The sequence below is a fragment of the Nocardioides sp. NPDC092400 genome (assembly GCF_040684155.1).
GTDB lineage: Bacteria > Actinomycetota > Actinomycetes > Propionibacteriales > Nocardioidaceae > Nocardioides.
In genome coordinates this window covers 584,922-611,638 of the sequence record NZ_JBFBFJ010000002.1, presented here as the reverse complement: position 1 = coordinate 611,638, position 26,717 = coordinate 584,922, and the positions used below count along the sequence as shown (strand labels likewise).

Below are 26,717 nucleotides of genomic sequence, written 5' to 3'. Positions count from 1 at the left end.
CCATGCAGCTGCGACCGTGGGCGCGATCCCGGGCCCGGGTGAGCGTCGTGGTCCCGGTCTACGACGTCGAGCGGTACGTCGCGGAGTGCCTGGACAGCGTGCTGGCGCAGGCCTCGCGCCGCGTCGACCTCGAGGTGGTCGTCGTCGACGACGGCTCACCGGACGCCAGCGGGGCGATCGCGGACTCCTACGCCGAGCGAGACGCCCGCGTGCGGGTCGTGCACACCGCCAACCGCGGACTGGGCGCGGCCCGCAACGAGGGCCTGCGGCACGTGACCGGCGACCTGGTGACGTTCGCGGACTCCGACGACGTCGTCCCGCCCGGCGCGTACGACACGCTGCTGGACCACCTGCGGCGCACCGGCAGCGACTTCGTCACCGGCTCGGTCGCCCGGTGGGAGGACGGCCGGCTCACCGAGCCGCCGTGGATGCGGCGGCTGCACCGCGACCGGGCGGCGCTCGCCGTCGAGGACCACCCGGAGGTCCTCGGCGACGTCTTCGCGTGGAACAAGCTGTTCCGGCGGGACTTCTGGGAGGGCGCCGGCCTGTCCTGGCCCGAGGGCGTGCGCTACGAGGACCAGCCGACCACCACCGACGCCTACCTGCGCGCCCGCCGGTTCGGCGTGCTGCCCGACGTCGTCTACCACTGGCGGATCCGCCACGACGGCACCTCGATCACCCAGCAGCGCTCGTCGACCGACGACCTGCGCGACCGGTGGACGACCAAGCGGATGGCGCTCGCGAGCGTGGAGGCGCACGGCTCGGAGGAGGTGACCCGGGTCTTCCGCGACCGGGTGCTCGCCGGCGACCTGCACCGCTACTTCAGCGAGATCCCCGGCTGCTCCGAGGAGTGGTGGGACCTGCTGCACGCCGGCGTCGTCGAGCTGTACGGCGCCCGCTCGCTCACCCACTCCGGCCTCACGCCGGCGTACCGGCTCGTGGGGTGGCTGGTCGAGCAGGGCCGGCGCGAGGAGGCCGCGGCCGTCGTGGCGCTCGCCGCGGAGGGGCCGCTGCCCCGGGTGCGGACGCCCGCAGGGCCGCGGCTGGAGGTGCCGGTCATCGACCTGCGCACCGTCGCACCCGCGGCCCTGGAGCTGCGTCCGCACGAGGCCTAGAGCAGGCCCTCCTGCTCGAGGAAGTCGCGGGCCACGTCCTCGGGCTTCTCCCGGTCCACCGCGACCCGGCCGTTGAGCTCGGTGAGGTTCTCGGTGGTCAGCGCGTCCATCAGGCCCCCGAGCAGGTCCTCGACGTCGGGGTGCTCCTCGAGGAACGCGGTCGACACGGCCGGCACGAGGTTCTGCGCGGGCTGGATCTGCTTGTCGTCCTCGAGGACGACGAGGCCCTGGGACTCCAGCGTGCCGTCGGTGGTGCTGGTCTCGCCGAGCTCGGCCTCGCCGTCGAGCACCGACTGGTAGGTCTGGTCGCTGGCGTAGCCGAGCGGCAGCACCTTCGTGACGTCGATGCCGTACTCGTCCACGAGGCCGCCCTCGCAGTCGAGGCGGCCCTCGCAGTCCGGCGCCGCGGCGAGGGTGACGGACTCGCCCTCGAGGTCGGAGAGCTTGGTGACGCCGTTCTCCTCGGAGTACTCCTGGGTCACGAAGAACGCGTTGGTGTCGGTGGCCTCGGAGACGTCGAGCAGGGTGATGCCCGCCTCGTCGAGGAGCTCCTCGCCCTGGTCGGCGAGCTCCTCGCCGTCGCCGGCGGTGAACGGCTCGGCCTTGTCGCCCAGCTTGCGGGCGTTGAGCTCGTTGACGATGCCGCCGACGTACTCCGGGACGATGTCGACGTCACCGGGGAAGGTCTCGATGTAGACGCTGCGCGAGTCGACCAGGCGCACGGTCGGGTCGTAGCCGGCGTCCTCGAGCAGCTGCTCGTACATCGAGGCGACCAGCGTGGCCTCGGGAAAGTTCTGCCCCGAGATGCTGACGGGGCCGCCTGCGGTGGCGGCCGAGGAGGAGTCGTCGTCCGAGGGCTCCTCGGCGAGGTCGTCGCCGGCGCAGCCGGCGAGGAGGAGGGAGCCGGCCGCGATGGCGGCGGCGAGAGGGCGTCGTACCTGCATGCTGGTGGTTCCTTCTGTGTCCCGCGGCTCTGCTCGCCGCGCGTGTCCGGATGAGCAGGGTCACCCGACCGGGTGGAGCCCCGTCGACACAGTAGCCACGCGGTCCCGACGTCCGGGGGCGGCGAGCCGCTGCACGCCCGCCGCGAGCAGCTCGAGGAGGAGCGCGACCGCGGCCACCACGACCGCGCCGGCGATGCCCTGGCCGTACTGGCTGCGGTAGAAGCCGTCGGTGATGACCCGCCCCAGGCCCGGGCCCGCGACGAGCGCGGCGATGGTGGCGGTGGCCCACACCTGGACGAGCGCGAGCCGTACACCGGAGGCCACCAGCGGGGTGGCCAGCGGCAGCTCGACCCGCCAGAACCGCTGGGCGCCGGTCATCCCCATGCCCGTGGCCGCCTCGTTGACCTCGTCCGGGACCTCGCGCACCGCCACGTAGCCGTTGGTGATGATCGGCGGCAGCGCGAACAGGGTCAGTGCCAGGAGGGTCGCCACGCCGGCCCGGCCGTAGGGCCCGAAGGAGTCGGTGCCGGGCCAGTCGAGGGTGACCAGCACGGCCAGCAGCGCGAACGTCGGCACCGCGCGCCCGACGTTGGAGACGTTGACGGCGAGGAACCCACCCCGCCCGAGGTGGCCCAGCCCGAGCGCCACCGGCAGGCCGACCACCAGCGCGAGCAGCAGCGCGGTCACCGTGAGCAGCAGCTGCTGGCCCAGCAGCTCGAGCATGCCGCCGTCACCGGTCCAGCTCGACCCGGTGAGCAGGTGGTCCCAGGCGTCGCGGAGCACCCTCATGCGCTCGCACCCGCCGTCCCGCCGGTGCGCGTCCAGGGGGTCAGCACGCGCTGGGCGAGCACGATCAGGGCGTCGAGGGCGAAGGCGATCACCACGCATAGCACGGCGGCGGTGAGCAGCTCGGCGCGGAAGTTCGTCGTCACGCCGTCCCGGATCAGGTTGCCCAGCCCGCCGTAGGACACCAGGGAGCCCACCGTCGTCAGGGCCACCGTCGACACGGTCGCGACGCGCAGGCCGGCCATCACCACCGGGAGGGCGAGGGGCAGCTCGACGCGCACGAGCAGCCGGCCGCCGCCGTACCCCAGGCCGCGGGCGGACTCCCGCACGTCCTCGGGCACCGAGCGCAGGCCCTCGAGGAACGCCCGGACCAGCACGGTCAGCGCGTAGAGCGCCAGCCCGATCACGACGGTGGTCATGGACAGCCCCGTGAACGGCACGAGCAGCGGGAAGAGCGCGATCGAGGGCACCGTGTAGAGGCCGGTGCTGAACCCGAGCACCGTCGACTCCAGCCGCGGCAGGCGGCGGGCGAGCAGCGCCAGCGGCACGGCGACCACGACGCCGAGCGCGACGGCGAGCACGGTGATGAGCAGGTGCTGGCCGGCGGCGTCGAGGATCTCCTCGCGCCGGTCGCTGACATAGTCCAGGCAGAACCACTCGTTGGTGACCCGGCTGTAGCAGCTCGGCCCGGGTGCAGGCGCGGATGCGGCCGCCGCCAGTACTGTCACGCGCATGGACGCTACCGGCCCAGCGGGCGGGACCGCGATGATCCGGCTCTCGGGTGTCGGCAAGACCTACGCCGACGGCACGGTCGCCGTGCAGGCGCTCGACCTCGACGTGGCCGCCGGCGAGCTGCTCTGCCTCGTCGGGCCGTCGGGGTGCGGCAAGTCGACGACGCTGAAGATGATCAACCGGCTGATCGAGCCCAGCACCGGCCGCATCGAGATCGACGGCCGCGACGTGACCGGCGAGGACCCGGTGAAGCTGCGGCGCGGCATCGGCTACGTCATCCAGCAGGTGGGGCTGTTCCCGCACCAGAAGGTCGTCACCAACGTGATGACCGTGCCGCTGCTGTACGGCGAGTCGCGCGCGACCGCCCGCGCGCGGGCCACCGAGCTGATGGAGCTCGTCGGGCTCGACCCGGCGACGTACGCCGACCGCTACCCCCACCAGCTCTCCGGCGGCCAGCGCCAGCGCGTCGGCGTGGCGCGGGCCCTGGCGGCCGACCCGCCGGTGCTGCTCATGGACGAGCCGTTCGGGGCGGTCGACCCCGTGGTGCGGGTGCGGCTGCAGGACGAGTTCCTCCGCCTCCAGCGCGAGCTGGGCAAGACGGTCGTGCTGGTCACCCACGACATCGACGAGGCGGTCCGGATGGGCGACCGGGTCGCGGTCTTCGCCGCCGGCGGGCGGCTCGCCCAGCACGCCACCCCGGCCGAGCTGCTCGCGCGCCCGGCCGACGACTTCGTCGCCGACTTCGTCGGCTCCGAGCGCGGGCTGCGCCGCCTCTCGGTCACCACCGTCGACCGCGACCACCTCGAGCCGCTCGACGGCGTGCGCCTCGGCGACCTCGGCGCCGCGGTCGACGTCGGCGCCACCCTCGAGGAGGCGCTCGCCGCCATGCTGCGCAGCGACAACGCGATGGTCGCGGTGAAGGACGGGCCGGTCTTCCTCGGCGTCCTCACCCCCACCGGCGTCCACCGCGCCCTGCGCGCCTCGCTCGTCGGCTAGGTGGTGCCGGGCGTCCTCGGCCACCGTGATCGTTCAATTGCGCCATCCGGGTGGTGCGGCGTTCCTAGCCCCGGGCCACCGCAATCGTTCAATTGCGCGGTTGCGGCGGGTGGAAGCGATTCCATCCCGCCAGTTCCCAGCAATTGAACGATTCCGACGCCGCGCCCGCGATGGCCGGCGCCACCACGATCGTTCAATTGAACGATCCGGGTGGCACGCGAGGGATCAGTCGACGACCACGTCGCGGTGCCAGGACTCGGTGACGTACTTCGTCACCCAGCCCATCGAGGTGTAGAGGCCGTCGGCGCCGGTGGAGGAGTCGGCGTCGACCTCGAGGCCGACGCGGTCGCGTCCCCGGTCGGCGGCGTCGGCGATGATCGTGCGGAGCAGGCCCTTGGCGACGCCGCGGCCGCGGGCGGCCTCGAGGACGCCGAGGTACTCGACGTAGGAGCCGTCCGGCCCGCCGCCGGAGCTCTCCGAGACGGCGCCGACGAGGGTGCCGACCGGGGTGCGGCCGCCGTCCTCGACGAGCTCGGCGAGCCACCAGTGGTCCCAGCGGTGGCCGGGGTCCTCGCGAAGCCGGTGGACGAACTCCTCGAAGGTCTCCTCGTGGTGGTTGAAGTGGTCGACGAAGGCGCCCTCGAGCACGTCGTGGACCTTGCGCAGGTCCTCGGCGTCGGGCATCCCGCCCTCGGGCGCGCGGCGGACCCGGCGGAAGACGACGCCCTTCGCCTCGTCCTCCCAGCGGGCCGCGGAGGGCACCAGGCCGGCCTCGTCGGGGGTGACCGGGCGGCTCATCTGCCACCAGGTGCGCACCCGCTCGAAGCCTGCGTCGGCGAGCCAGGCGTGCTGCCGGTCGTCGTCGGCGAAGGCGCCGGTGTCGATCTGCTGGGACTGCAGCCCGCGTGCGGCGCCGAGGACCTTCGCCTGGCCGACGGCCCACTCGAAGAGCACGTCGGAGCACGCCGCGGCCACCGGCCCGGGCAGGTCGCGCTCGACGATGTGGACGAAGAGCATCCGGCCCGCGGCGCGGTCGTGCGCGCTCCCCCAGGCCCGGATCTCGCCCTCGGGGTCGCGGACGACGACGTTCTGCCGGGTGCGCAGACCGTGCTCGGAGACCTCGACGAGCACGTCGTCGACCCCCGCCCCGGCCCAGCCGCGGCCGTGCCGCTCGTGGGCGCGCAGCAGGTGCGTGAGCCGCGCGACGTCGAAGCGGTCCGCCGGGTCCGGGGTCCCCACCTCCCACCCGCTCGGCAGCCCGGGCGCCTCGGCCACGAGCTCCTCGGGGTCGTTCTCGAACCGGGACTCCTCAGGGATCACGAGGGTCGATTGTGCCCCACGGGGGCGCCGGCCGGACCGGCAGGTGACGCGCGACCGACGGCGGGTCAGGCGCGCTTGCGGGTCGCCTCGGCGGTGCGCCACGCGGCGGTGACGACCTCGAGCTCGGCACGCAGGACGTCGACCTCCTGCTCGAGCTCGGCCATCCGCACGATGGCCTCGGCGGCCCGCTCCTCCGCGGCGTCGAGGTCGGCGGCGAGGTCGGTGCGCGCACGGTCGGCGGCGTCGGCCCGGCGCGCCTCGGCGCCGAGCTTGAGGGTCGCGTCCGCGACGCGCTGCTGGGCGTCGGTCAGGCCCTGCTCGAGGTCGGCGATGGTCGCCTCGCGCTCGGCGATGCGGCGCTCGACGGTCTCGACGTACGACGCGTGCTCGGTGGCCCGCTCGTCGGCCATCCGGCGGTAGGCCTGGGCCTGCTCGGCGCGGTCCCGGGCGGCGTCCCGGCGCGACTGCGCGAGCTCGGCGTGGGTGATCCGGGTGGCGGCCGCGCCCAGCACGACGGCCAGGACGGCCGCCGCGGCGGTGAGCCCCCACGAGCCGGTCGCGAGCGCGACGGCGACGACCACGGCGGCGAGGACCAGGAGCGCCACGGCGACGGTCAGCCGCGTCGAGCGCTGACGACGGCGTGAGGCGGAAGTGACCGGAGTTGCCGCAGGGGAAGCCATGACAGCAGGTTAGGGCGCCGGGTCGTCGGACCGGACGCGACACGCGCGCTCGAGGAGCACCGCGGCCACCGCCACCCCGGCTCCGGCCAGCGCGGCGGCGCCGGAGCGCCAGGCGCGCTGCTCGGCGAGCTCGGCCGGCACGCCCAGCCAGGACACGGCGTAGCCGAGGTAGCCCCCGGCGGCGAGGGCGCCGACGTACGCGCAGGCCCGTGCCAGCACGAGCCGGTTGACCGCCTGCTGCGGGTCGAGCCGCTCCCGGCGCACGTGCACCTGGCGGTAGGTGACCCAGGCGGTCGCGGCCAGGATCGCCACGACCAGGACGAGGGCCAGCGGCTGGGCCCAGGTGACGATCGGCGGGGTGCCCCAGCGGTCGGCGACCGGGTGCACCAGCCACCCGCCGACGAGCCCGACGACGGCCCAGCCGGTGAGGGCGGCGGGAGAGGTGGGCCGGAGGTTCCCGCCCGGCTCCTCCCCCGACGGTCCGGGCGAGCCGAGCGGGTCGCTCACTCGACCTCGAGCCGCAGGTCCTCGCGCGGGGTCAGGCCGTCGGTCCCGAGGTTCGCGAGCAGCTCGGCGATCGGTCCGTGACCCGGGAGCTCGGCGTCGGGCTCGAGGTCGAACCACGGCTTGAGCACGAACGCGCGCTGGTGCGCCCGCGGGTGCGGCAGCTGCAGGCTCGGCTCGTCGCTGCGGCGGTCGCCGACGACGACCAGGTCGACGTCGAGCGTGCGCGGCGCGTTGGGGACCTCGCCGCGCTCGCGCTCGTAGGCGTCCTCGACGGCCAGCGCGCGGTCCATCAGCCGGGTCGCGGCCAGCGTGGTGTCGATGAGCAGCACGGCGTTCAGGTAGGGCTTGGCGTCCGGCGGCGAGTCGACCGGCTCGGTCTCGTAGACCGGGGACACCGCCGTCACCCAGACGTCGGGGGTGTCGGCGATCGCGTTGACCGCTCCCTGCAGGCTCGCCATCCGCTCACCGAGGTTGGACCCCAGGGCCAGGACCGCACGACGGATCGGACGCATCTCCCCGGTGAGGGTGTCGGCGTCGATGATGTGCGGGTTGGGGGTCTCAGTCACGGGCGGCCCTCCGGGTGATCGTGAGTGCGACATCGGCGAACGTCGCGTCGACGGGTGCGTCCGGCTTGTGGACCGTGACCCTCGCCCAGTCCACGCGGGCGTCGCCGAGGCAGACGTCCGCGATGCGCTGGGCCAAGGTCTCGATCAGGTCGACCGGATCGTGCTCAACGGCGGTCTTGACCGCCGCGACGAGACTTCCGTAGTCCACGGTGTCGTGCAAGTCGTCACTGGCCGCCGCGGGGGCGGTGTCGACGCCGAGCGCGAGGTCGACGACGAACGGCTGGCCGTCCCTCCGCTCGAAGTCGAAGACCCCGTGGTGGCCCCAGCACTCGATGCCGGTGACGGAGATCTCGTCGGTCATGGCGTGTCCTCCTGCGGTGGCTGGTGCCCTGCTCCCTGCCGCGGCTCCTCCAGCGCGGAGACGACCGCGATCGCGTCGCGCGCGGCACGCACGTCGTGGACGCGCACGCCCCACACGCCCTGCCTGGCGAGGTGGGCCACGACCGCGGTGTGGGCGTGCTCGCGCTGCTCCACCGGGCGCGGCTCGTCGCCCTCGGCCAGCAGCCGGCCGAGGAAGGACTTGCGGCTCGCGCCGACGAGCACGGGCTGCCCGAGCGCGGTCACCGGGTCGAGGTCGCGCAGCAGCTCCCAGTTGTGCTCGCCGCGCTTGGCGAACCCGAGCCCGGGGTCGAGCACCACCCGGGCCGGGTCGACCCCGGCCGCCAGCACCGCCTCGAGCCGCTCGGCGAGCTCCTCGACGACTGTGCCGACCACCCCGCCGGGCCCGTCGTACGTCGCGAAGTCGGCCATCCGGGTGCTGTGCGCGCGCCAGTGCATCGCGACGTACACCGCGCCGGCGTGGGCGGCGACCTCGAGGATCCGCGGGTCGGCGAGGCCGCCGGAGACGTCGTTGACGATCGTGGCGCCGGCCTCGAGGGCGGCCTCGGCGACCTCGGCGCGCATCGTGTCGACCGACACGACCGCGTCCCGGGCGAGCTCGCGGATCACCGGGACGACCCGGTCGAGCTCCTCGGAGACCAGCGGCCGGGTGGCACCGGGGCGGGTGGACTCGCCGCCGATGTCGAGCAGGTCGGCGCCGTCGGCCAGCAGCCGGCGTCCGTGCGCGACGGCCGCCTCGGGCTCGACGTACCGGCCACCGTCGGAGAAGGAGTCGGGAGTCACGTTCACGACGCCCATCACGCGCGGTCGGCCGAGCGGCACGAACAGCGCGCCGGCCGCGGACGCCCGGTCCCGGGGAGCCACCGCCGCCGTCCTCAGCGGGTGCCGCCGCGGATCAGCGACATCGCCTCGGCACGCGTCGCGGGCTCGGTGAGGAAGCTGCCGCGGACCGCGGAGGTGATGGTGCGGGCGCCGGCCTTGCGCACGCCGCGCATGGTCATGCACAGGTGCTCGGCCTCGATCACCACGATGACGCCTCGCGCCTCGAGGATGGAGACCAGGGCGTCGGCGACCTGCGTGGTCAGCCGCTCCTGGACCTGCGGGCGCCGGGCGTAGACGTCGACGAGCCGCGCCAGCTTGGAGAGCCCGGTGATCTTGCCGGACTCGGCCGGGATGTAGCCGACGTGCGCGACCCCGGTGAAGGGAACGAGGTGGTGCTCGCACATCGACCACAGCTCGATGTCGCGGACCAGCACCATCTCCTCGTGACCGATGTCGAAGGTGGTGGACAAGACGTCCTCCGGGCGCATCCGCAGGCCGGCGGTCACCTCGGCGTAGGCCCGGGCGACCCGGGCCGGGGTCTCCAGCAGGCCCTCGCGGTCGGGGTCCTCCCCGATCGCGACCAGCAGCTCGCGGACCGCCGCCTCGGCCCGGGCCTGGTCGAACGCGGGGACCTCGGAGGGGTCACGCTCGACCTGGCTGACCGGGTCGGTCATGCCGTCCCGCCGGGGTAGGGGCCGGGGGACGGGGGCGCCGGCGGGTCCATCGGACCAACCGGACCGGCACCGGGACCGCCGTGCACGTCGCCGCCGGGGCCGGGCGGGGTCACGATCGACCCGCCCTCGCCGCCGGTCGACACGGTGCCGTTGGCCTTCGCCCGGTCGCGGATCTCCTGGGGGATCTCGATCGGGGGGATGGCCGAGGGGTTCCGGGTCGGCGAGCCGGTCCACGCCGGCCGTGCCGCACGCCGGCGCAGCGGCTCGAAGATCCGGGCCACCTCCGCCTTGTCCAGCGTCTCCTTGTCGAGCAGCTCGAGGACCAGCGCGTCCAGGACGTCGCGGTTCTCCTCGAGGATGTCGAAGGCCTCCTGGTGCGCGACGGCGAGGAACTGCTTGGTCTCCTCGTCGACGATCGCAGCGACGTCCTCGGAGTAGTTGCGCGAGTGGCCCATGTCGCGGCCGAGGAACGGCTCGCCCTGGGTCTCCCCGAGCTTGATCGCGCCGAGCCGCTCGGTCATGCCGTACTGGGTGACCATCGCGCGGGCGAGCGAGGTCGCCTTCTCGATGTCGTTGCCGGCACCGGTGGTCGGGTCGTGGAAGACCATCTCCTCGGCCGCCCGGCCGCCCAGCATGTAGGCGAGCTTGTCGAGCATCTCCGAGCGGGTCTGGGAGTACTTGTCCTCGTCGGGCAGCACCATCGTGTAGCCCAGCGCCCGGCCACGCGGGAGGATCGTGATCTTGTGGACCGGGTCGGTGCCCGGGAGCGCCGCCGCGACGAGGGCGTGGCCGCCCTCGTGGTAGGCGGTGATGAGCTTCTCCTTCTCGCTCATCAGGCGCGTGCGGCGCTGCGGGCCGGCGATCACGCGGTCGATGGCCTCGTCCAGCGCTTCGTCGGTGATCAGCTTCTGGCTGCTGCGCGCGGTGAGCAGCGCGGCCTCGTTGAGCACGTTGGCCAGGTCGGCGCCGGTGAAGCCCGGCGTACGGCGCGCGACGCTGATCAGGTCGATGTCGGGCGACATCGGCTTGCCGCGGCTGTGGACCTGGAGGATCTGGTGGCGGCCGGCGAGGTCGGGGGCGTCGACCTGGATCTGGCGGTCGAAGCGGCCCGGGCGCAGCAGCGCCGGGTCGAGCACGTCGGGGCGGTTGGTGGCCGCGATCAGGATGACCCCGCCGCGGACGTCGAAGCCGTCCATCTCCACCAGCAGCTGGTTGAGGGTCTGCTCGCGCTCGTCGTGGCCGCCGCCCATGCCGGCGCCGCGGTGGCGACCGACGGCGTCGATCTCGTCGATGAAGACGATGGCCGGGGCGTTCTCCTTGGCCTGCTCGAAGAGGTCGCGGACGCGGCTCGCGCCGACACCCACGAACATCTCGACGAAGTCGGAGCCGGAGATCGAGTAGAAGGGGACGCCCGCCTCGCCGGCGACGGCGCGCGCGAGCAGCGTCTTGCCGGTGCCCGGGGGGCCGTAGAGCAGGACGCCCTTGGGGATCTTGGCGCCGACCGCCTGGAACTTCGCGGGCTCCTGGAGGAACTCCTTGATCTCGCCGAGCTCCTCGATGGCCTCCTGGGCGCCGGCGACGTCGTTGAACGTCGTCTTCGGCATGTCCTTGGAGATCAGCTTGGCGCGGCTCTTGGCGAACTGCATGACGCCGCGGCCGCCGCCGCCCTGCACCTGGTTCATGAGGAAGAGGAACAGCAGGATGATCAGCGCGAACGGGAGCAGCGTGGCGAGGATCGAGCCGAGCAGGCTGGGCTGGGGGTTCTCGGAGTTCGACTTCGCGATCGTGCCCTCGGCGCGCTGCTCGTCGACGGCGTCGATGATGTCGACCTGCTGACCCAGCACGTAGTGGGTCATCACCTTGTCGCCGTCGTCGCGGACACCCTCGTCGAGGGTGGCCTCGATCTTCTGGTCCCCGTCGATGAACGTGATCTCGTCGACGTCGCCGTTGGCGATGTACTCCTCCATCTGGGAGGTGTCGATCTCGTCGTACCCGCCGTTGGGGGCGAGGTACTGCAGGGCCAGCAGGACGCCGACCACGGCGACCACGATCCAGATCCAGGGACCCTTGAATATCCGCTTCACAGGCTTCTTCCGACGCTCGACTTGAACCTCTGACGGTACAGGTCCGCGGCAACGCGGAGCAGGGCCGGTCCGCCCTGCTCAGGGACTGTTCAGGAACAGGTCAGGAGTAGACGTGCGGCGCGAGCGTCCCGATGTCGCGCAGGTTGCGGTAGCGCTCCTTGTAGTCGAGGCCGTAGCCGACCACGAACTCGTTCGGGATGTCCCAGCCGACGTATTTGACGTCGACCGGCATCTGCAGCGCCTCGGGCTTGCGCAGGAGGGTCGCGATCTCGACGCTCGCGGGGTTGCGGCTGCTGAGGTTGGACGTCAGCCAGGACAGGGTCAGGCCGGTGTCGATGATCTCGTCGACGATCACGACGTGGCGCCCGGAGATGTCGGTGTCGAGGTCCTTGAGGATCCGGACCACGCCGCTGGACTTGGTGCCCGAGCCGTACGACGAGACCGCCATCCAGTCCATCTCGACGTGCCGGGAGAAGCTGCGGGCCATGTCCGCCATCACCATCACCGCCCCGCGGAGGATGCCGACGATCAGCAGGTCCTTGTCGGCGTAGTCGCGCTCGATGTTGGCGGCCATCTCCTTGATCCGCGCCTGGATCTCGGCCTCGGTGTAGAGCACGTTGAGCAGGTCGTCCGACACGTCAGCAGCGTCCATGTGCGGAAGCGTATTGCGTGCGCGTCGACCTCCCCCGCGCCGGGGTCGGGCCGTCAGTCGGGTAGGGAGTCGCGGCCGAGGACGAGCCGGCCGTCGAGCCGCCGCGCGCGCAGGTGCCCGGGCAGGTCGACCCACTTCTGGCCGTGCCAAGCGGTGAGCAGGGCGTCGACGGCGAGGACGTGCTCGTGGAACAGCTCCGAGGCGGGGGCGCCGGCGGCGAGGGCGGCGAGCCGCAGGACGCGGTGGCGGACGGCGGGGTGGTCGGCGAGCAGGTCAGCGACGGCGAGCGAGCCGTCCGGGGCGACGAGCGCGGCGTGGCGGGCCTCGGCGAGGTCGTCGAGGTGGTCCACGTCGTGACGGACCTGGTCGGCGGTGCGCGCGAGGGTCGCCGCGACGCCGGGGCCGAGCTGGTCCTCGAGGACGGGCAGGACGGTACGGCGCACGCGGACCCGGGCGTAGCCGGGATCGGCGTTGTGCGGGTCGTCCCAGAAGGCGGTCCCCTCGACCTGGCAGGCGGTGACGGTGTCGTCGCGGGTCACGTCGAGGAGCGGGCGCACGAAGGATCCGAAGGACCGGCGCATGCCGGCGAGCGAGCGCCCGCCGGACCCGCGGGCCAGCCCGAGCAGGACCGTCTCGGCCTGGTCGTCGCGGGTGTGGCCGAGCAGCACGGTGGCCGGCCCCTCGGCGGTGGCGAAGTGGGCCGCGACCTGCTCGAGCACGGCGTACCGGGCCCGCCGCGCCGCAGCCTCGACCCCGAGCCCGGCCGGGTCGACCTGCACCCGCGCGGAGAGCGTCTCGTCGGCGCCGAGGTCGCCCATCTGGGCGACGACCCGGGCGGTGTGCTCCGCGGAGCCCTCCTGCAGGCCGTGGTCGACGACCGCGCCGACGACGCGCAGCCCGGCCTTGTGCCCCTCGAACACGGTGGCGGCGAGCAGGGCGAGGGAGTCGGCTCCCCCGGAGCACGCGACGACGACGGGCACGCCGGGCGGCAGCGGGGCGAGCGCGGCGCGCACGCCGCGGCGTACCGCCGCGACGGAGGGGTGCAGGGACATCAGCGCGTCACAGGACCCGCGACACCCACCGGTCGGGGTCGGCGACCTCGTCGCGGGTGGGCAGGTTCTCCGGGCGCTCCCACACCGCGTTGAACTCCACCATCCCGACCTTGTCGACGACGCCGCGGACGAAGCGGGCGCCGTCGCGGTACTGCGCCATCTTGGCGTCGAGGCCGAGCAGGCGGCGCAGGATCCGGTCGAGCGTGCCGACGCCCTTGCGGCGCTCGTCGAAGCTCGCGCGGATCTTCGCGACGCTGGGGATGACGGTCGGGCCGACGCCGTCCATGACGACGTCCGCGTGCCCCTCGAGCAGCGACATGACCGCCGTGACCCGGTCGAGGATCTCCTTCTGCTCCGGCGACCCGACGATGTCGATCAGGCTCCCCGCGCCCGGGCCCTGGCGGAACGCCTCCACGGCGCGCTTGAGGCCGTCGTCGAGCAGCGCGGTCGGCTCCATCGTCGCGGCCAGCGCCTCGACCTGGGCGAAGAGGTGGTCGCGCATCCACGGCACGGCGGTGAACTGCACGCGGTGGGTCTCCTCGTGCAGGCAGACCCAGAGCCGGAAGTCGGTGGGGTCGGCGCCGAGCTCGCGCTCGACGTGGACGATGTTCGGCGCGACGAGGAGCAGCCGGCCGTGCGGGTCGTGGAACGGGTCGAACTGCCCGAGCACCTTGCCGGCGAGGAAGCCGAGCAGGCCGCCGACCTCGGCGCCGGTCACCTTGGAGCCGATCGCGGAGGAGATCGCGCCGGGCGGCTTCTTCTCGGTCAGCTTGTCGACGACGGGGGCGAGCACGGTCTGGAAGGCGTCGGCGTTGGCCTGCACCCAGCCGGCGCGGTCGACGACGAGCACGGGAGCGGTGCGCTCCTCGGCCACCAGGCCGGTGAAGTCCCGGACCAGGCCGGTCGAGCGGTCGGCGCCGGCGCGCAGCTCCGCGACGGCGGCGGCGGCCTCGTCCCGGCTGACCACCGGGCCCTCACCCGCGATGCGGGTGCCCAGGGAGACCGCCAGGCCCCAGTCGACCATGGCGTCCACGCGATCGCTCATGGCTTGAAACTATCCGCAGCGGCAAGCGCCGAGCGCCGCGGCGGCGGCGTCCATGGCGTCGCGCGCCTCCAGCGTGTCCTCGACCCGGACCTTGTCGGCGAACATGGCGAAGACCATCAGCCGGCCCTCGCGGTCGGCCGCGAGGCCCGCGAGCGAGGTGATGCCGGTCAGCGTCCCGGTCTTCGCCCGCACCCGCCCCCGGCCCTCCGGGGCGCCGGTGTCGAAGCGGTCGCTGAGCGACCCGGTGAACCCGGCGACCGGCAGGCCGGTCAGCACCGCGCGGAGCCGCGGGTGCTCGTCGGCGGCGGCCAGGCGCAGGACGTCGAGGAGGGCGGCGGGGTCCATCCGGTTCTGCCGGGACAGGCCGCTGCCGTCCCACAGCACGCTCCGGCCGAGGTCGACGCCCGCCTCCCCCAGCAGCCGTACGACGCCACGCCGGCCGGCGGCGAAGGAGCCCTCGCCCTCGGCGGCCAGCCCCACGTGGCGCAGCAGGACCTCGGCGGCCTCGTTGTCGCTCACCTCGAGCACCTGCTCGACGACCTGGGACAGCGGCGCGCTGCTCACCGAGGCCAGCTCGAGGGCGCCGTCGCCGGCGACGCGCTCGCGGGGGACCCCGACCACCTCGATCCCGCGCCGGGCGAGCACGCCGGCGAAGACCGTCGCCGCGGTGAGGGCCGGGTCCTCGACCCGTCCGAACCCCTCGGCCGGCCGGCCCTCGTCGACCCACAGCGCGGTGATCGGCGAGACGACCCCGTCGGGGAGGTAGTCCGCGCGCCACCGCGGGCTCGCCTCAGGACCGCTGAACAGGGAGGTGTCGTACCCGACCCGCACCCGGGTCCGGCCCTCGGCCGCCAGCGCGTCGGCGGTCGCCCGCGCCAGCGTCGTGACGTCGGCCCGCTCGGGCCAGACCGGCCCGTCGGAGGAGTCAGGGGCGTCGGGGGCGTCGGGGGCGTCGGGGGGCCCGCTGGCCAGGAACGGGTCCCCGCCGCCGACGAGGACGATCCCGCGGGCGCCGTCCTCGACGACACGGGTGGTGAACACCGTGTCGGGGTCCATCGCGAGCAGGGCGGCGGTCGAGGTCACGACCTTCGTGGTGGAGGCCGGCACCGCGAGCGGGGAGCCGGAGCCGGTGCGCACGAGCACGCCGGCCCCCTCCAGCGGGGCGACGGCGGCCAGGACGTGGCGCCCGAGGTCCTCGTCGCGCAGGTCGCCGGCGATCGCGCGGCGGACGGCCGCCGCGGCGACCGGGCCGGGCGCGGCCAGGGGCTCGGCGACGGCGGCCGGCTCCACGGCCGGGGGCAGGGCGAGGTCCTCGGGCGGCGCGATCGCTGCCGGGTCGGCCGGCCGGTCCGGCTCCAGCCACCGGTCGAGGACGTCGTAGCGCCAGGCCGCGGCCGCGGCCACGGCCAGCACGAGGAGGGCCACCAGCGGGAGCAGGCGCGCGCGCCTGGACCCGTGGCGTGCGTCACGTCGCGCCACGTTTCCTCCCTCCGGATGAGCGTTGCGGCCCATTCTGCGGGACACTGTGCTCCTGGCCCGTCCCGGGCCGTCCTGGAACGCCCCCGGAGCCAGCGGAGGAAACACGTGCTCGAGTTCGACGTCCTGGTCGAGATCCCGAAGGGTCAGCGCAACAAGTACGAGGTCGACCACGAGTCCGGGCGCCTGCGCCTGGACCGGACCCTGTTCACCTCGACGCAGTACCCCGCCGACTACGGCTACATCGAGGACACCCTCGGCATGGACGGCGACCCGCTCGACGCGCTCGTCATCCTCCAGGAGCCGACGTTCCCCGGCTGCCTGATCAAGTGCCGCGCGATCGGCATGTTCCGGATGACCGACGAGGCCGGCGGCGACGACAAGGTCCTGTGCGTCCCCTCGACCGACCCGCGCCTGGAGCACCTGCGCGACATCAGCCACGTCTCGAAGTTCGACCGCCTCGAGATCCAGCACTTCTTCGAGGTCTACAAGGACCTCGAGCCCGGCAAGTCCGTCGAGGGCGCCGAGTGGGTCGGCCGCGCGGAGGCCGAGGCCGAGGTGCACGCCTCCTTCGACCGGTTCAAGGAGAACGGCGGCCACTGAGCCCCGCTCACCGCAGCACGTACGACGACCGCCCGGCCCCCTGGAGGGGCCGGGCGGTCGTCGTTGGTCGGCCGTGCGCGGCGTACGCCGTCAGGCCGGAGGCCACTCCAGCAGGTCGGGCGAGCGGAGCATCTCCCGCGGCACCGCGAACGCGTCGACGAGCTCGTCGGCGATGGGCCGGATCCGGCGGCACAGGCTGCCGATCTCGCGGCTGATCGCCTTGGACCGGGCCACCGAGAGCCGGCCGTGCTCCATGAACCAGGCGCGGTCCGCCTCGAGCGTGCTGAGCGCGTACAGGTCGCACAGCAGGTTCAGCGCGACCTTGTCGTCGCCCTCGGGCATCGCGGCGACCTTGGCGGTGAACGCCTCGAGCACCAGGCGCTCGACGTGGGCCCGGCCGGCGGCGATCACGTGGTCCTGCACCCGGGAGAACACCTCGCCGGGGTTCATCCCGCGGTCGATGCCGCGCTTGAGGCGCCGGGCGACGCCGGAGACGATGTGCTCCTCGCGGAACCGGAACATCGCCAGCTGGTAGTCGGGGTCGAGCAGGCCGGCCTCCTGGTCCCCGTCGTCGGCGCCGGGGAGCACGTCGCGGATCCGCTCGAGGAGCTTGTTGACCGCGGTCCGCTCGATGACGGTCTCCACGGCAAGGCCGGTGACGAACCGGACCATGCCCAGCTGGTCCATGTCGCCGAACTCGCTGGCGTAGTCGGTGAGCAGGCCCTTGGCGACCAGCTGCAGCAGGACGGTGTTGTCGCCCTCGAAGGTCGTGAACACGTCGGTGTCGGCCTTGAGCGCGGCGAACCGGTTGACCGCGAGGTAGCCCGCGCCGCCGCAGGCCTCGCGGCACTCCTGGATCGTGCGGGTCGCGTGCCAGGTGCCGAGCGCCTTGGTGCCGGCCGCGCGCGCCTCGAGCTCGCGCTGGGTGTGCTCGTCCTCGACCACCCCCGACAGCACGTCGTGCAGCTGGGAGGCGAGCTCCTCCTGGGCGAAGTGCAGCGCGTAGGTGCGGGCCAGCAGCGGCAGCAGCCGGCGCTGGTGCATGCCGTAGTCGAGGAGCAGCTCCTCGGTGCCCTCCTGGGTCGCCTCGAACTGGCGGCGGCGCAGGGCGTACTTCACCGCCAGCGTCAGGGCGACCTTCGAGGCGTTGATCCCGGCGCCGCCCACGCAGACCCGGCCCTGGATGAGGGTGCCGAGCATGGTGAAGAAGCGGCGGTTCGGGTTCTCGATCGGGCTCTCGTAGACCCCGGCCGGGGTCACGTCGGCGAACCGGTTGAGCAGGTTCTCCCGGGGGATCCGCACCTGGTCGAACCAGATCCGCCCGTTGTCCACGCCGTTGAGGCCCATCTTGCGGCCGTCGTCCTCGATCCGGACGCCGTCGACCACGGTGCCGTCCTCGTCGCGCACCGGGACCACGAACGCGTGCACGCCGTGGGACTCCCCCGCGACCTCGAGCTGGGCGAAGACGACCGCGAGCCGGGCGTGCTTCGCGGCGTTGCCGATGTAGTCCTTGCGCGCCGCCTCGTGGGTCGTGGTGACGACGAACTCCTGGGTGGCCACGTCGTACGTCGCGACCGTGCCGAGCGCCTGGACGTTCGAGCCGTGGCCCGACTCGGTCATCGCGAAGCAGCCCATCAGCCGCCCGGTAACCAGGTCCTCGAGGTAGGCGTCGTGGTGGTGCTTGCTGCCCAGCTGCAGGATCGCGCCGCCGAAGAGGCCGAACTGCACGCCGACCTTGACCAGCACCGACAGGTCGCCGTACGCCAGCGTCTCGAAGGCCGCGATCGAGGCGCCGATGTCGCCGCCGCCGCCGTACTCCTCGGGGAAGCCCATGCCGGTCTGGCCGGTCGAGGCCATCTCGACCACGACCTCCTTGACCCGCTCGCGGAAGTCGTCGGTCGACATGGTCTCGGCGTCCTCGAGGATCGAGGAGTACTCCGCCAGGTTGGTGCGGACCAGGTTGCGGACCTCGGCGTACTTCCCGTCCAGCAGGCGGGTGAGCGCCTCGACGTCGACCTGCGGCTGCCGGTGGCCCGCCTTGGAGTCGACCTGCGCGTCGGTGTCGGTCTGCGGGACCCCGCCGGGCTCGGCGGGGACGTCCTCGGCCGAGGACGGGGGCACGGTGTCGGTGGCCATGCCGTCCAAGTTACCCGCGGGAAGCATCGCTCACGCAGGGTGCGAGCAGGCTCACGGAGCGGTCTGGACGCCTGGCCGCACCGGTCCGGTCACCGGCTCAGGGACGCGCGAACAGGTCCGGCGGCCAGGCCCACATCGACTCCTCGACGACCGGCCGGCCGGTCCGCGGGGCGTGGATGATCCGGCCGTTCCCGGTGTAGAGCGCGACGTGGTAGATCGAGGAGGGCCCGCCGTCGCTCCAGAACACCAGGTCGCCGGGGCGCAGCTGGCCCGCGGTGATCGGCGTCGACTGCGCGTACTGCGCGACTGAGTAGTGCGGCAGGGTCGTGCCGCCCCGAGCCCAGGCCCCCGCCGTCAGGCCGGAGCAGTCCCAGGCCGACGGTCCGGCAGCGCCCCAGCGGTACGGCTCGCCGAGCTGGGCCCGTGCGAACGCGATCGCCGCCTGGGCGCCGCTCGCCGGAGCGGGGGCAGGCGCGGGGGCGGGAGCGGGCTGCGGGGCGGGCTCCGGCGCGGGCTCCGGGGCGGGCTGCGGCGCCTGCTCCGGGGTGGGCTCCGGAGTGGGCTCCTGGGTGGGGGCCGGTGCCGGCGCCTGGTCCGGGGCCTGGTCGGGCTCGGGAGACGGGTCCTGGGTCGGGTCCGAGGGGGCGGGCTGGCTCGGCGGCTGCGCCGCGCCCTGCTCCTGGGCCTGCTCCTGGGCGGCCTGCTGGGCCTCCTCCTCGGCGGCCTGCGCGGCCGCCTCCTGGGCACGCTGCTCGAGCGCGGCCTGCCGCTGCGCGGCCAGCTCGGTGCTGATGCCCTGGAGGCGGGCCAGGTCCGCCACGAGCGCGTCGCGCTCGTCGGCGACGGACTGTGCCTCGGCCGCGGCCGACGCGGCCGCGGCCGACGCGGCGTCGCGGGCGGCCCGGGCGTCGGCCTCGGCGGCCTCGGCGTCCCGCTGCGCGCGCTCGGCCTGGTCGCCGGCGACCTCGGCGAGCGTCACGGCCGCCCGGAACTCGTCGTACCGGCCCTCGAGCGCGTCCGTCGCATTCCGCACGGTGGCCGAGCGGCTGAGCACGCCGTCGATGCCGCCCTCGGAGCTGAGCGCGGTGAGCGAGCTGAGCCCCGGCGAGAGCTGGTAGGAGGTGGTCACGGCGTCGGCGTAGGCGTCGCGCTGCCCCTCGAGGTCGCGGCCGGCCTCGGCCGAGCGCCGCTCGGCCCGGCGTACGTCGCGTCGCGCCTCGGCCGCGCGCCAGCGGGCGCCGTTCCAGGCCTCGGCCGCGCGGGCGGCGTCGAGCCCCGCCCGGTCGAGCCGGGCCTGGGCCACGGCCAGCCGCGCCCGGACCGCCGCGACGTCGCCGACCCGGTCCTCGGCGGCCTGCTCGGCCCGCTCCACCTGTCGCCGGCTCGGGGCGTCGTCGCCGTCCGCCGCGAGGGCGACGGTGGCGGTCGCGGAGAGGCCGCCGACCACGATGGTCAGCGCCAGGGCAGCCGTTCCGAGGGAGCGCACCTGCGGCAACTTAGACAACTTCCGTCACATCTGCCACATCTGGACCAACTTTTCCGACAATCATCGGCGTGTCGCCTTGCGAACTACATCCATGTAGTTCTACAAGCGCCCGCGGTCACCGGTCGCTTCATCAAGGGATGCAGACGAGCAGCCACCTCCCCGTGCGTGCTCCGCACGGGAGGCGGCGGGATCCCTGCATCCCTTGATGGACCGGCCGCGCGGAGGCCAGCCCCGGAGCGCCCCGGCTCAGTCCGGGCTCAGTCCGGGCTCAGTCCCTCTCGACGGGTACGGCGGCGGTGGTGGTGGTCGGGTGCGAGGAGAGCCCGTGCCGGTCGAACTTCTGACCGGTGGCACGACCGGCCACGTAGAAGGAGAAGAGCGCGATGAACACGCCGGCGATGTCGTCGGCGACGTAGTGCCAGCCGAAGTAGAGGGTCGCGATCACGGTGAGGGTGAAGTTGACCCAGAACAGGATGCGCAGCGCGCGGCTCTGGACGGTGTACTGCACCATCAGCGCCCACAGCAGCGAGATGCCGGTGTGCAGGCTCGCGAAGCCGGCGACGGTCTGCGCCTGGCCGTCGCTCCACAGCACGTTCTGGCGCGCGTTGACCAGGGAGTTCATCAGGTCGGTGGTGCCGGTGTGGGCCAGGTCGTAGAGGTGCGGGTACTCCAGGCCGGGGCCGAGCGTCGGCAGCGCGTAGTAGGAGATGGTGCCGAGGGTCCACGCCAGGCCCTGGGAGGTGACGAACCACCAGCCGAAGGAGAGGTTGCGCGACCACACCACCCAGACGGTCACGAGGATCGCAACCATCGGGATGAAGAGGAGGTAGAAGGTCGAGAGCACGTGCGCCACGACGGTGTCGCCGAAGATGCCGTGGATGACCGCGGCCGGCTCGTGGCCGAAGAAGAGGATCCGGTCGACCAGGTGCAGCTCGCGGTCGTACATCCGGTCGCTGACCAGCGGCAGGAACGACTTGAGGTTCCGGTAGCAGACGTAGATGACGTAGAAGCAGACGATGCCGAGCATCACCAGCAGCACGCGGTCGCGGTTCCAGTGGCTCCGGAGCCGGTCCCGCACGATGTCGGGCATCTCCTTGACGCGTCCCTTGGAGAGCCACAGCGCCCGGGGCACCAGGTCGAGCAGCAGCGCGCCGAGGCACAGCAGCGGCAGGCGCAGCCAGGACGGCCCCAGGAAGCTGCCCTCGGGGTCGATCAGCGGCCGGTCGATGGCGATCGCGGTGATCACGGCCCAGGCACCGATCGCCAACGCCGTCGCGACGAGCAGGGCGTAGGCACGGCGGTACACGGAGGTCAGTGTAGGTAGGTCGTCACACCGACGCTCAGCCGACGCCCGCACCGACCACCGCGAGTCTCGAGGCGTCCACCGCGAGGCGCACGCCGGCGCCGAGCGCGGGGCGCCGGTCCAGCGGGGCGACGGCGTCCACCTCGCCGAGGCCGGCCACGTCCACGACGAGCCGGACCTGGGTCGGGGTGGCGCGCGCGGCGCGGACGGTCCCCTCCAGCCGGCCGGCGTCGTCGACGACCAGGGCGGAGCGGCGTACGGCGACCGCGGGGGCCGGCCGGCCGAGGACGAGTTCGGCGGCGGCGCCCTCCAGCACGCGGGCGTAGCCGAGGAAGAGCGCGGTGTCCCGGTCGGCCGGCGCCCGCCACACCTCGTCGATGGCGCCCTGCTGCACGACCCGGCCCGCACGCATCACCGCGAGCCGGTCGGCCACGGTGAACGCCTCCTCGTGGTCGTGGGTGACCATCAGCGCGGTGGTGCCGGCCTCGCGGAGGATCCGGCGCAGGTCGACGGCGAGCCGCTCGCGCAGGCCCGCGTCGAGGGCGGAGAGCGGCTCGTCGAGGAGCAGGAGGCGCGGCTCGACCGCGAGCGCGCGGGCCAGGGCGACCCGCTGGCGCTCGCCGCCGGAGAGGGTGGCGGGCAGCCGGTCGCCGTACCCGACCAGGCCGACCAGCTCGAGCAGCTCCTCGACCCGGGCCGCGGCCGACGGCGCGCGGCGCAGGCGCAGCGCGTAGCCGACGTTGCGCGCGACGGTGAGGTGCCCGAAGAGCTGGCCGTCCTGGAACATCAGCGCGAAGCCGCGCTTGTGCGTCGGGACCCGGGTCAGGTCGGTGCCGTCCCAGGAGGTCGTGCCGTCGGCCGGCTCGAGGCCGGCGACCGCGCGCAGCAGCGTGGACTTGCCGCACCCGGACGGACCGAGCACCGCCAGCACCTCGCCGTCGGGGAGGTCGAGGGTCACCTCGCGCACGGCGGGCACGCCGTCGTAGGAGACCGAGACGTCGGTGAGCGAGAGCATGGTCAGAGGACTCCGAGGGACGGGACGCGGAGCCGCTCGACCGCGAGCATGACCACCGCGGTCGTGGCGGCGAGGACGACAGAGGCGGCCAGGGCCATGCCGTAGTTCATCGCACCCGGGCTGCCGATCAGCCGGAAGATGACGACCGGCACGGTGGCGCGGTCGTCCCGGGCGAGGAACGACGTGGCGCCGAACTCCCCCAGCGACGCCGCGAACGCGAACCCGGCGGCGGCCAGCAGCGGGCGCCAGACGACCGGCAGGTCGACGGTCGCCAGCGTGCGCAGCGGTCCGGCGCCGAGCGAGGCAGCGGCCTGGCGCTGGCGGTCGTCGACGCCGGCCAGCACCGGCACGATCGTCCGCACGACGAGCGGCAGGGCCACCAGGGCCTGGGCGACCGGCACCAGCAGCCCCGAGTCGCGCAGGTCCAGCGGCGGCCGGTCCAGGGTGATGAGGAAGCCGAAGCCGAGGGTCACCGCGGAGACCCCCAGCGGCAGCATGAAGAAGCCGTCGAGGACCGACCGCACCCGGCGCTCGGCCGGCGTGCGGGAGCGGCGGGTCACGACGACCGCCACGACCAGCCCGAGCAGCAGCGACATCCAGGTCGCGTCGACCGCGGTCCGCAGCGAGGTGACCAGCGCCTCGGTCACCGGCACCAGCAGCGCGCCGTCGCCGGTGGACTGCAGGGCCCGGTAGTTCCCCAGGCTCCACGCGTCGTCGACCCGCAGCGAGCCCAGCACGAGGGTGCCGATCGGCGCGGCGACCAGCAGCAGGAGGACGAGCGTCGCGGCGACCTGCGGCCAGTCCGAGCGGCGTACGGCGCGGGGCCGGGCGGTCCGCCGCGCGACCGTCGGGTCGGGCACCGTCCGCAGGCGGGCGGCCAGCGCGAGCAGCGCGGTGATCGCGACGAGCTGGACGACCGAGAGCGCCGCGGCCGCCGGGAGGTCGAGCAGGTTGGTGGTGAGCAGGTAGATCTCGGTCTCGACCGAGGAGTACCGCAGCCCACCGAGGGTGAGCACCACGCCGAAGGAGGTGGCGCAGAAGAGGAACACCACGCTGGCGGCCGAGACCACCGCCGGCCGCAGCGCCGGCAGGGTGACGGTGCGCAGCACCTGCGCGGGCGAGGCGCCCAGCGCGGCGGCGGCCTCGGCGGGCCGCGGGTCGAGCGACTCCCACGCGGCCCCGACGCTGCGGACGACCACCGCGACGTTGAAGAACGCCAGCCCCGCCACGATCGCGACCGGCGTCCCGTCGAGGCCGAGCCCGCCCAGGGGCCCGGCCTCGCCGAAGAGCTGGCGGAACGCCACGCCGACGACGACGGTCGGCAGCACGAACGGCACGAGCAGCGCGGCCCGCACCACCCGCCGCAGCGGCAGGTCGAGCCGGTGCAGGGCGTACGCCGCCGGCAGGCCGAGCAGCACCGAGACGACGGTCGCGACGGCGGAGGACCACACGGTGAACCACACGACGCGGCCGGTCCGCGGCCGGGTCAGCACCTCGAGCACCCCGCCGGGGTCGAAGCCGCCGTCGGGCCAGAAGCCGCGGGCGACCATGCCGGCGACCGGCAGCACGAAGAACACGCCGAGCACGAGCACCGGCCCGAGGGCCAGGCCGAGCAGGGCGAGGACGCGCCTCATCGGGTTCGGTTCGCGCGGGCCGTCACCGGGTGGTGACGTCGGTCCACTCGCGCAGCCAGGTGTCGCGGTTCTCCGCGATCTCCGCCGGGTCGACGGCGTACGGCGCGTCCGGCTGCTGCGCGAACCGGGCCCAGTCGGCGGGCAGGTCGACGTCGTCTCGGACCGGGAAGACGTACATCGAGTCCGGCAGCGCGGCCTGCACCTCCGGGGTCAGCAGGAACTCCAGCAGCTCCTCGCCGCCCTCGGGGTTGGCCGCGCCCTCCAGGACCCCGGCGTACTCCACCTGGCGGAAGCACGTGTCGAGCAGCGCGCTCGTGGTGGTGCCGCCCTCGCCGTCGACGGTGAACGCCGGCGAGGAGTCGTAGGAGACGACGACCGGCCGGTCGCCCTTCCCCCCGCCCTGGGTGAAGTCGACCTGGTAGGCGTCGGACCAGCCGTCGACCAGCTTCGCGCCGTTGGCGACCAGCCGCTCCCAGTAGCCGGGCCACTCGTCGCCGTACTCCGCGACCGTCGCCAGCAGGAAGGCCAGGCCGGGCGAGCTGGTGGTCGCGCCGGGCACGACGAGCAGGTCGCGGTAGGCCGGCTCGGTGAGGTCCTCCAGGCTGCGCGGCGGCTCGACGCCCTCGCGCCGGAACCAGGTGTCGTCGACGTTGACGCACACGTTGCCGGTGTCCACGGGGACCAGGTCGTCGCCGCCCTCGCCCTCGAGGTCGTACGCCCCTGCTCCGGCGGGACGCTCGACGTCGGTGTCGGCGACGACCCCCTCGTCGAGCGCGCGGGAGGCGAAGGTGTTGTCGATGCCGAAGGCGACGTCGCCGACCGGGTCGTCCTTGGTCAGCACCAGCCGGTTGGTGAGCGCCCCGGCGTCGCCGGCGCTGCGGACCTCCAGGCGGTAGCCGCTCTCCTCCTCGAAGGCGGCGAGCACCTCGTCGGGCAGGGTGAAGGACTCGTGGGTGACCAGGACGACCTCGTCGGCCGCGGCCCGCTCGCGGTCGCCCTCGTCGTCACCCCCCGCCAGCGAGCAGGACGTGGTGGCGGTGCCGATGGCGCCGACCAGCAGGACGGACGCGAGCGCGCGCACGGATCTCATGGTGACTCCCTTCGCCGGTGCTAACCGGAGCAGGTTCGAGGGTCTGCAGCTCTTCTGCACTCTCAGCACGCCTGCGCGTGCTCCCCTGTCGTGTCCGCACAACCTAGCGCGCCAGCACCACCGGCCCGTCGGGGTGTCCGAGCCGCTCGAGCTTCTCGGGGTTGCGGACGACGTAGATGCCGGTGACCGCGCCGTCCTCGACCAGCAGCGTGGCCACCGTGTCCAGGACGCCGTCGATGACGAAGCGCAGCGCGGGCGAGCCGTTGACCTCGACCGCGTCCATCCGCACGTCGCCGCCCTCGGGCACGACCCCCAGCAGGAACCGCAGCACCTTGTCGCGGCCGGTGATCGGCCGGCGCGCCGCGGAGCGCAGGCCCCCGCCGTCGCTGGTGAGCACCACGTCGGGTGCCAGCGCCTCCACCAGCGACGCGAGGTCACCGGTCCTCGCCGCGGCGAGGAACCGGTCGACCACGGCCCGCTGCTCCGCGCGGCTCACGCTGACCCGCGGGCGGCGCGCCTCGACGTGGCTGCGCGCGCGGTGCGCGACCTGGCGCACCGCGGCCGGTGACTTGTCCACGGCGGCCGCGATCTCGTCGTACGGCACGTCGAAGACCTCGCGCAGCACGAACACCGCCCGCTCGGTCGGTGTGAGGGTCTCCAGGACGAGCAGCATCGCGGTGGAGACGCTGTCGGCCAGCTCGACGTCCTCGGCGACGTCGGGGACGGTGAGCAGCGGCTCGGGCAGCCACGGGCCGACGTAGGCCTCCCGGCGCCGGGCGAGGGTCCGCAGCCGGTTGAGGCCCTGCCGGGTGACGACGCGGACGAGGTACGCCCGCGGGTCGCGCACCTCCGCGAGGTCCACCTCGGCCCAGCGCAGCCACGCCTCCTGCAGCACGTCCTCGGCGTCGGCGGCCGACCCCAGCAGCTCGTAGGCGACGGTGAAGAGCAGGTTGCGGTACGTCGCGAAGTCGTCGGCGTGCGGATCGGCGTGCGTCACGGACGGACCGTAGCCAGCGGCAGCTCGCAGACGTCGGAGAAGCCCTGGCTCTGCAGGCCGGCGGCGGCGTTGAACCGGGAGCGCATGTTCTCCAGCGCCACCATCTGGGTCAGCTCGACGACCGCCTCCGCGCCGAGCCGCTCGACGAGGCCGGCCACCATCGCGTCGGTGACCCGCAGCGGCGTCTCGCTCATCGCCTCGGCGTAGTCCATGACGTCGCGCTCGAGGTCGGTGAAGACCTCCGAGGTGCGCCACCGCGGCACCTCGCGCACCTTGGCGGTGTCCAGGCCCTCGTCGTGGGCGAGGAAGTAGCCGAAGTCCAGGCACCAGCTGCAGCCGATCGTGCCTGCGCTCGCGAGCAGCGCGTAGGACTTCAGGTGCGCGTCGAGGGCGTCGAACCGGGCCACCTTGGACTCCAGGGACAGCACCGCGCGGAGGGCCCTGCGGTGGTGCCAGAGGACGTAGGCGTTGTCGGGCACCTGGCCGTAGGTGCGGCGGGCGTAGGCCTCCATGACCCGGCCGTAGAGGCCGGTGACGGTGGCGCGGGGGATGCGGAACGTGCTGGGCATCGGAGCTCCTTCTCTCGGGTCTGCCCTCCAGACA

The 26,717-nt window shown here is 73.8% G+C and carries 26 protein-coding genes and 1 riboswitch; of the genes, 3 read left to right on the top strand and 23 right to left on the bottom strand.

Annotation, left to right across the window (positions count from 1 at the left end):
- Positions 1 to 2 precede the first annotated feature (2 nt).
- Positions 3 to 1,115: a glycosyltransferase family 2 protein gene (locus AB0N29_RS10365; protein ID WP_302269467.1), complete on the top strand. Its 1,113-nt coding sequence runs from the start codon at positions 3 to 5 to the stop codon at positions 1,113 to 1,115.
- Here the strand turns inward: AB0N29_RS10365 and AB0N29_RS10360 are convergent.
- From AB0N29_RS10360 to AB0N29_RS10350, 3 genes are read right to left on the bottom strand one after another with little or no spacing between them, the layout of a single operon-like run.
- Positions 1,112 to 2,059, bottom strand: coding sequence for an ABC transporter substrate-binding protein (locus AB0N29_RS10360; protein ID WP_302269466.1), 948 nt, complete (start codon positions 2,057 to 2,059; stop codon positions 1,112 to 1,114). The genes AB0N29_RS10365 and AB0N29_RS10360 overlap by 4 nt on opposite strands.
- A 60-nt stretch (positions 2,060 to 2,119) precedes the next feature.
- Positions 2,120 to 2,848: an ABC transporter permease subunit gene (locus tag AB0N29_RS10355; protein ID WP_302269465.1), complete on the bottom strand. Its 729-nt coding sequence runs from the start codon at positions 2,846 to 2,848 to the stop codon at positions 2,120 to 2,122.
- Positions 2,845 to 3,573: an ABC transporter permease gene (locus AB0N29_RS10350; protein ID WP_364866406.1), complete on the bottom strand. Its 729-nt coding sequence runs from the start codon at positions 3,571 to 3,573 to the stop codon at positions 2,845 to 2,847. The genes AB0N29_RS10355 and AB0N29_RS10350 overlap by 4 nt, the downstream gene beginning before the upstream one ends.
- A 37-nt stretch (positions 3,574 to 3,610) precedes the next feature.
- On the opposite strand from AB0N29_RS10350, the gene AB0N29_RS10345 reads away from it, so the two are divergent.
- Positions 3,611 to 4,573, top strand: coding sequence for an ATP-binding cassette domain-containing protein (locus AB0N29_RS10345; protein ID WP_364866855.1), 963 nt, complete (start codon positions 3,611 to 3,613; stop codon positions 4,571 to 4,573).
- 225 nt (positions 4,574 to 4,798) lie between these two features.
- On the opposite strand, the gene AB0N29_RS10340 is transcribed toward AB0N29_RS10345, so the two are convergent.
- The 12 genes from AB0N29_RS10340 to dacB form a co-directional block, all read right to left on the bottom strand.
- Positions 4,799 to 5,893: a GNAT family N-acetyltransferase gene (locus tag AB0N29_RS10340; RefSeq protein WP_302269463.1), complete on the bottom strand. Its 1,095-nt coding sequence runs from the start codon at positions 5,891 to 5,893 to the stop codon at positions 4,799 to 4,801.
- A 65-nt stretch (positions 5,894 to 5,958) separates the two neighbouring features.
- Positions 5,959 to 6,498 (bottom strand): hypothetical protein, encoded by a 540-nt coding sequence (locus AB0N29_RS10335; protein WP_302269462.1) that lies wholly within the window; start codon positions 6,496 to 6,498, stop codon positions 5,959 to 5,961.
- A gap of 84 nt (positions 6,499 to 6,582) precedes the next feature.
- Entirely contained in the window at positions 6,583 to 7,080 is a 498-nt protein-coding gene (locus AB0N29_RS10330) for a DUF3180 domain-containing protein (RefSeq protein ID WP_364866404.1), read from the bottom strand.
- Positions 7,077 to 7,646, bottom strand: coding sequence for a 2-amino-4-hydroxy-6-hydroxymethyldihydropteridine diphosphokinase (gene folK / locus AB0N29_RS10325; protein ID WP_302269459.1), 570 nt, complete (start codon positions 7,644 to 7,646; stop codon positions 7,077 to 7,079). Before folK ends, AB0N29_RS10330 begins: the two co-directional genes overlap by 4 nt.
- Complete coding sequence (gene folB / locus AB0N29_RS10320; protein WP_302269458.1) at positions 7,639 to 8,007, bottom strand: dihydroneopterin aldolase; 369 nt, start codon at positions 8,005 to 8,007, stop codon at positions 7,639 to 7,641. The genes folK and folB overlap by 8 nt, the downstream gene beginning before the upstream one ends.
- The gene (gene folP, locus AB0N29_RS10315; RefSeq protein ID WP_364866852.1) at positions 8,004 to 8,843 is read right to left on the bottom strand and encodes a dihydropteroate synthase; all 840 of its coding nucleotides are present in this window, start codon (positions 8,841 to 8,843) and stop codon (positions 8,004 to 8,006) included. The genes folB and folP overlap by 4 nt, the downstream gene beginning before the upstream one ends.
- 77 nt (positions 8,844 to 8,920) lie before the next feature.
- Complete coding sequence (folE, locus tag AB0N29_RS10310) at positions 8,921 to 9,541, bottom strand: GTP cyclohydrolase I FolE (RefSeq protein WP_302269457.1); 621 nt, start codon at positions 9,539 to 9,541, stop codon at positions 8,921 to 8,923.
- Positions 9,538 to 11,625 (bottom strand): ATP-dependent zinc metalloprotease FtsH, encoded by a 2,088-nt coding sequence (gene ftsH / locus AB0N29_RS10305; protein WP_302269456.1) that lies wholly within the window; start codon positions 11,623 to 11,625, stop codon positions 9,538 to 9,540. The genes folE and ftsH overlap by 4 nt, the downstream gene beginning before the upstream one ends.
- Positions 11,626 to 11,725: 100 nt before the next feature.
- Positions 11,726 to 12,277, bottom strand: a complete 552-nt coding sequence (gene hpt, locus AB0N29_RS10300) for a hypoxanthine phosphoribosyltransferase (protein WP_364866400.1) — start codon at positions 12,275 to 12,277, stop codon at positions 11,726 to 11,728.
- Positions 12,278 to 12,330: 53 nt separating this feature from the next.
- On the bottom strand, positions 12,331 to 13,329 hold the full coding sequence (tilS, locus tag AB0N29_RS10295; protein WP_364866397.1) for a tRNA lysidine(34) synthetase TilS: 999 nt from the start codon (positions 13,327 to 13,329) through the stop codon (positions 12,331 to 12,333).
- A gap of 7 nt (positions 13,330 to 13,336) precedes the next feature.
- Positions 13,337 to 14,374 (bottom strand): zinc-dependent metalloprotease, encoded by a 1,038-nt coding sequence (locus AB0N29_RS10290; protein WP_364866395.1) that lies wholly within the window; start codon positions 14,372 to 14,374, stop codon positions 13,337 to 13,339.
- Positions 14,375 to 14,383: 9 nt separating this feature from the next.
- Positions 14,384 to 15,853, bottom strand: a complete 1,470-nt coding sequence (dacB, locus tag AB0N29_RS10285; RefSeq protein ID WP_364866393.1) for a D-alanyl-D-alanine carboxypeptidase/D-alanyl-D-alanine-endopeptidase — start codon at positions 15,851 to 15,853, stop codon at positions 14,384 to 14,386.
- A gap of 105 nt (positions 15,854 to 15,958) precedes the next feature.
- On the opposite strand from dacB, the gene AB0N29_RS10280 reads away from it, so the two are divergent.
- Entirely contained in the window at positions 15,959 to 16,453 is a 495-nt protein-coding gene (locus tag AB0N29_RS10280; RefSeq protein ID WP_302269451.1) for an inorganic diphosphatase, read from the top strand.
- A 90-nt stretch (positions 16,454 to 16,543) separates the two neighbouring features.
- Here the strand turns inward: AB0N29_RS10280 and AB0N29_RS10275 are convergent, their stop codons facing one another.
- From AB0N29_RS10275 to AB0N29_RS10240, 8 genes are all read right to left on the bottom strand, one after another.
- Entirely contained in the window at positions 16,544 to 18,589 is a 2,046-nt protein-coding gene (locus AB0N29_RS10275) for an acyl-CoA dehydrogenase (RefSeq protein WP_364866390.1), read from the bottom strand.
- 97 nt (positions 18,590 to 18,686) lie between these two features.
- Positions 18,687 to 20,075: a C40 family peptidase gene (locus tag AB0N29_RS10270; RefSeq protein ID WP_364866388.1), complete on the bottom strand. Its 1,389-nt coding sequence runs from the start codon at positions 20,073 to 20,075 to the stop codon at positions 18,687 to 18,689.
- A 268-nt stretch (positions 20,076 to 20,343) separates the two neighbouring features.
- Positions 20,344 to 21,381 (bottom strand): phosphatase PAP2 family protein, encoded by a 1,038-nt coding sequence (locus AB0N29_RS10265; RefSeq protein WP_302269447.1) that lies wholly within the window; start codon positions 21,379 to 21,381, stop codon positions 20,344 to 20,346.
- Positions 21,382 to 21,415: 34 nt separating this feature from the next.
- Positions 21,416 to 22,393, bottom strand: coding sequence for an ABC transporter ATP-binding protein (locus AB0N29_RS10260; RefSeq protein ID WP_302269446.1), 978 nt, complete (start codon positions 22,391 to 22,393; stop codon positions 21,416 to 21,418).
- Positions 22,394 to 22,395: 2 nt separating this feature from the next.
- Positions 22,396 to 24,027, bottom strand: coding sequence for an ABC transporter permease subunit (locus AB0N29_RS10255; protein ID WP_364866385.1), 1,632 nt, complete (start codon positions 24,025 to 24,027; stop codon positions 22,396 to 22,398).
- A 22-nt stretch (positions 24,028 to 24,049) separates the two neighbouring features.
- Complete coding sequence (locus AB0N29_RS10250) at positions 24,050 to 25,117, bottom strand: thiamine ABC transporter substrate-binding protein (protein WP_302269444.1); 1,068 nt, start codon at positions 25,115 to 25,117, stop codon at positions 24,050 to 24,052.
- A riboswitch (TPP riboswitch) is annotated at positions 25,107 to 25,214 on the bottom strand. It overlaps the preceding gene by 11 nt.
- A 6-nt stretch (positions 25,215 to 25,220) precedes the next feature.
- Complete coding sequence (locus AB0N29_RS10245) at positions 25,221 to 26,114, bottom strand: RNA polymerase sigma-70 factor (RefSeq protein ID WP_302269443.1); 894 nt, start codon at positions 26,112 to 26,114, stop codon at positions 25,221 to 25,223.
- Positions 26,111 to 26,683: a carboxymuconolactone decarboxylase family protein gene (locus tag AB0N29_RS10240; protein ID WP_302269442.1), complete on the bottom strand. Its 573-nt coding sequence runs from the start codon at positions 26,681 to 26,683 to the stop codon at positions 26,111 to 26,113. The genes AB0N29_RS10245 and AB0N29_RS10240 overlap by 4 nt, the downstream gene beginning before the upstream one ends.
- Positions 26,684 to 26,717: the final 34 nt, after the last annotated feature.

Excerpts from the sequence above, each read along its gene's own strand:
- tilS (WP_364866397.1), bottom strand. The coding sequence starts at position 13,329 with ATGTCCCTGCACCCCTCCGTCGCGGCGGTACGCCGCGGCGTGCGCGCC.
- AB0N29_RS10365 (WP_302269467.1), top strand. The coding sequence starts at position 3 with ATGCAGCTGCGACCGTGGGCGCGATCCCGGGCCCGGGTGAGCGTCGTG.
- AB0N29_RS10275 (WP_364866390.1), bottom strand. The coding sequence starts at position 18,589 with ATGGCCACCGACACCGTGCCCCCGTCCTCGGCCGAGGACGTCCCCGCC.
- AB0N29_RS10260 (WP_302269446.1), bottom strand. The coding sequence starts at position 22,393 with ATGCTCTCGCTCACCGACGTCTCGGTCTCCTACGACGGCGTGCCCGCC.
- AB0N29_RS10290 (WP_364866395.1), bottom strand. The coding sequence starts at position 14,374 with ATGAGCGATCGCGTGGACGCCATGGTCGACTGGGGCCTGGCGGTCTCC.
- folP (WP_364866852.1), bottom strand. The coding sequence starts at position 8,843 with ATGGGCGTCGTGAACGTGACTCCCGACTCCTTCTCCGACGGTGGCCGG.
- AB0N29_RS10360 (WP_302269466.1), bottom strand. The coding sequence starts at position 2,059 with ATGCAGGTACGACGCCCTCTCGCCGCCGCCATCGCGGCCGGCTCCCTC.
- AB0N29_RS10255 (WP_364866385.1), bottom strand. The coding sequence starts at position 24,027 with ATGAGGCGCGTCCTCGCCCTGCTCGGCCTGGCCCTCGGGCCGGTGCTC.
- folE (WP_302269457.1), bottom strand. The coding sequence starts at position 9,541 with ATGACCGACCCGGTCAGCCAGGTCGAGCGTGACCCCTCCGAGGTCCCC.
- folB (WP_302269458.1), bottom strand. The coding sequence starts at position 8,007 with ATGACCGACGAGATCTCCGTCACCGGCATCGAGTGCTGGGGCCACCAC.
- AB0N29_RS10345 (WP_364866855.1), top strand. The coding sequence starts at position 3,611 with ATGATCCGGCTCTCGGGTGTCGGCAAGACCTACGCCGACGGCACGGTC.
- AB0N29_RS10240 (WP_302269442.1), bottom strand. The coding sequence starts at position 26,683 with ATGCCCAGCACGTTCCGCATCCCCCGCGCCACCGTCACCGGCCTCTAC.
- AB0N29_RS10250 (WP_302269444.1), bottom strand. The coding sequence starts at position 25,117 with ATGAGATCCGTGCGCGCGCTCGCGTCCGTCCTGCTGGTCGGCGCCATC.
- AB0N29_RS10355 (WP_302269465.1), bottom strand. The coding sequence starts at position 2,848 with ATGAGGGTGCTCCGCGACGCCTGGGACCACCTGCTCACCGGGTCGAGC.
- hpt (WP_364866400.1), bottom strand. The coding sequence starts at position 12,277 with ATGGACGCTGCTGACGTGTCGGACGACCTGCTCAACGTGCTCTACACC.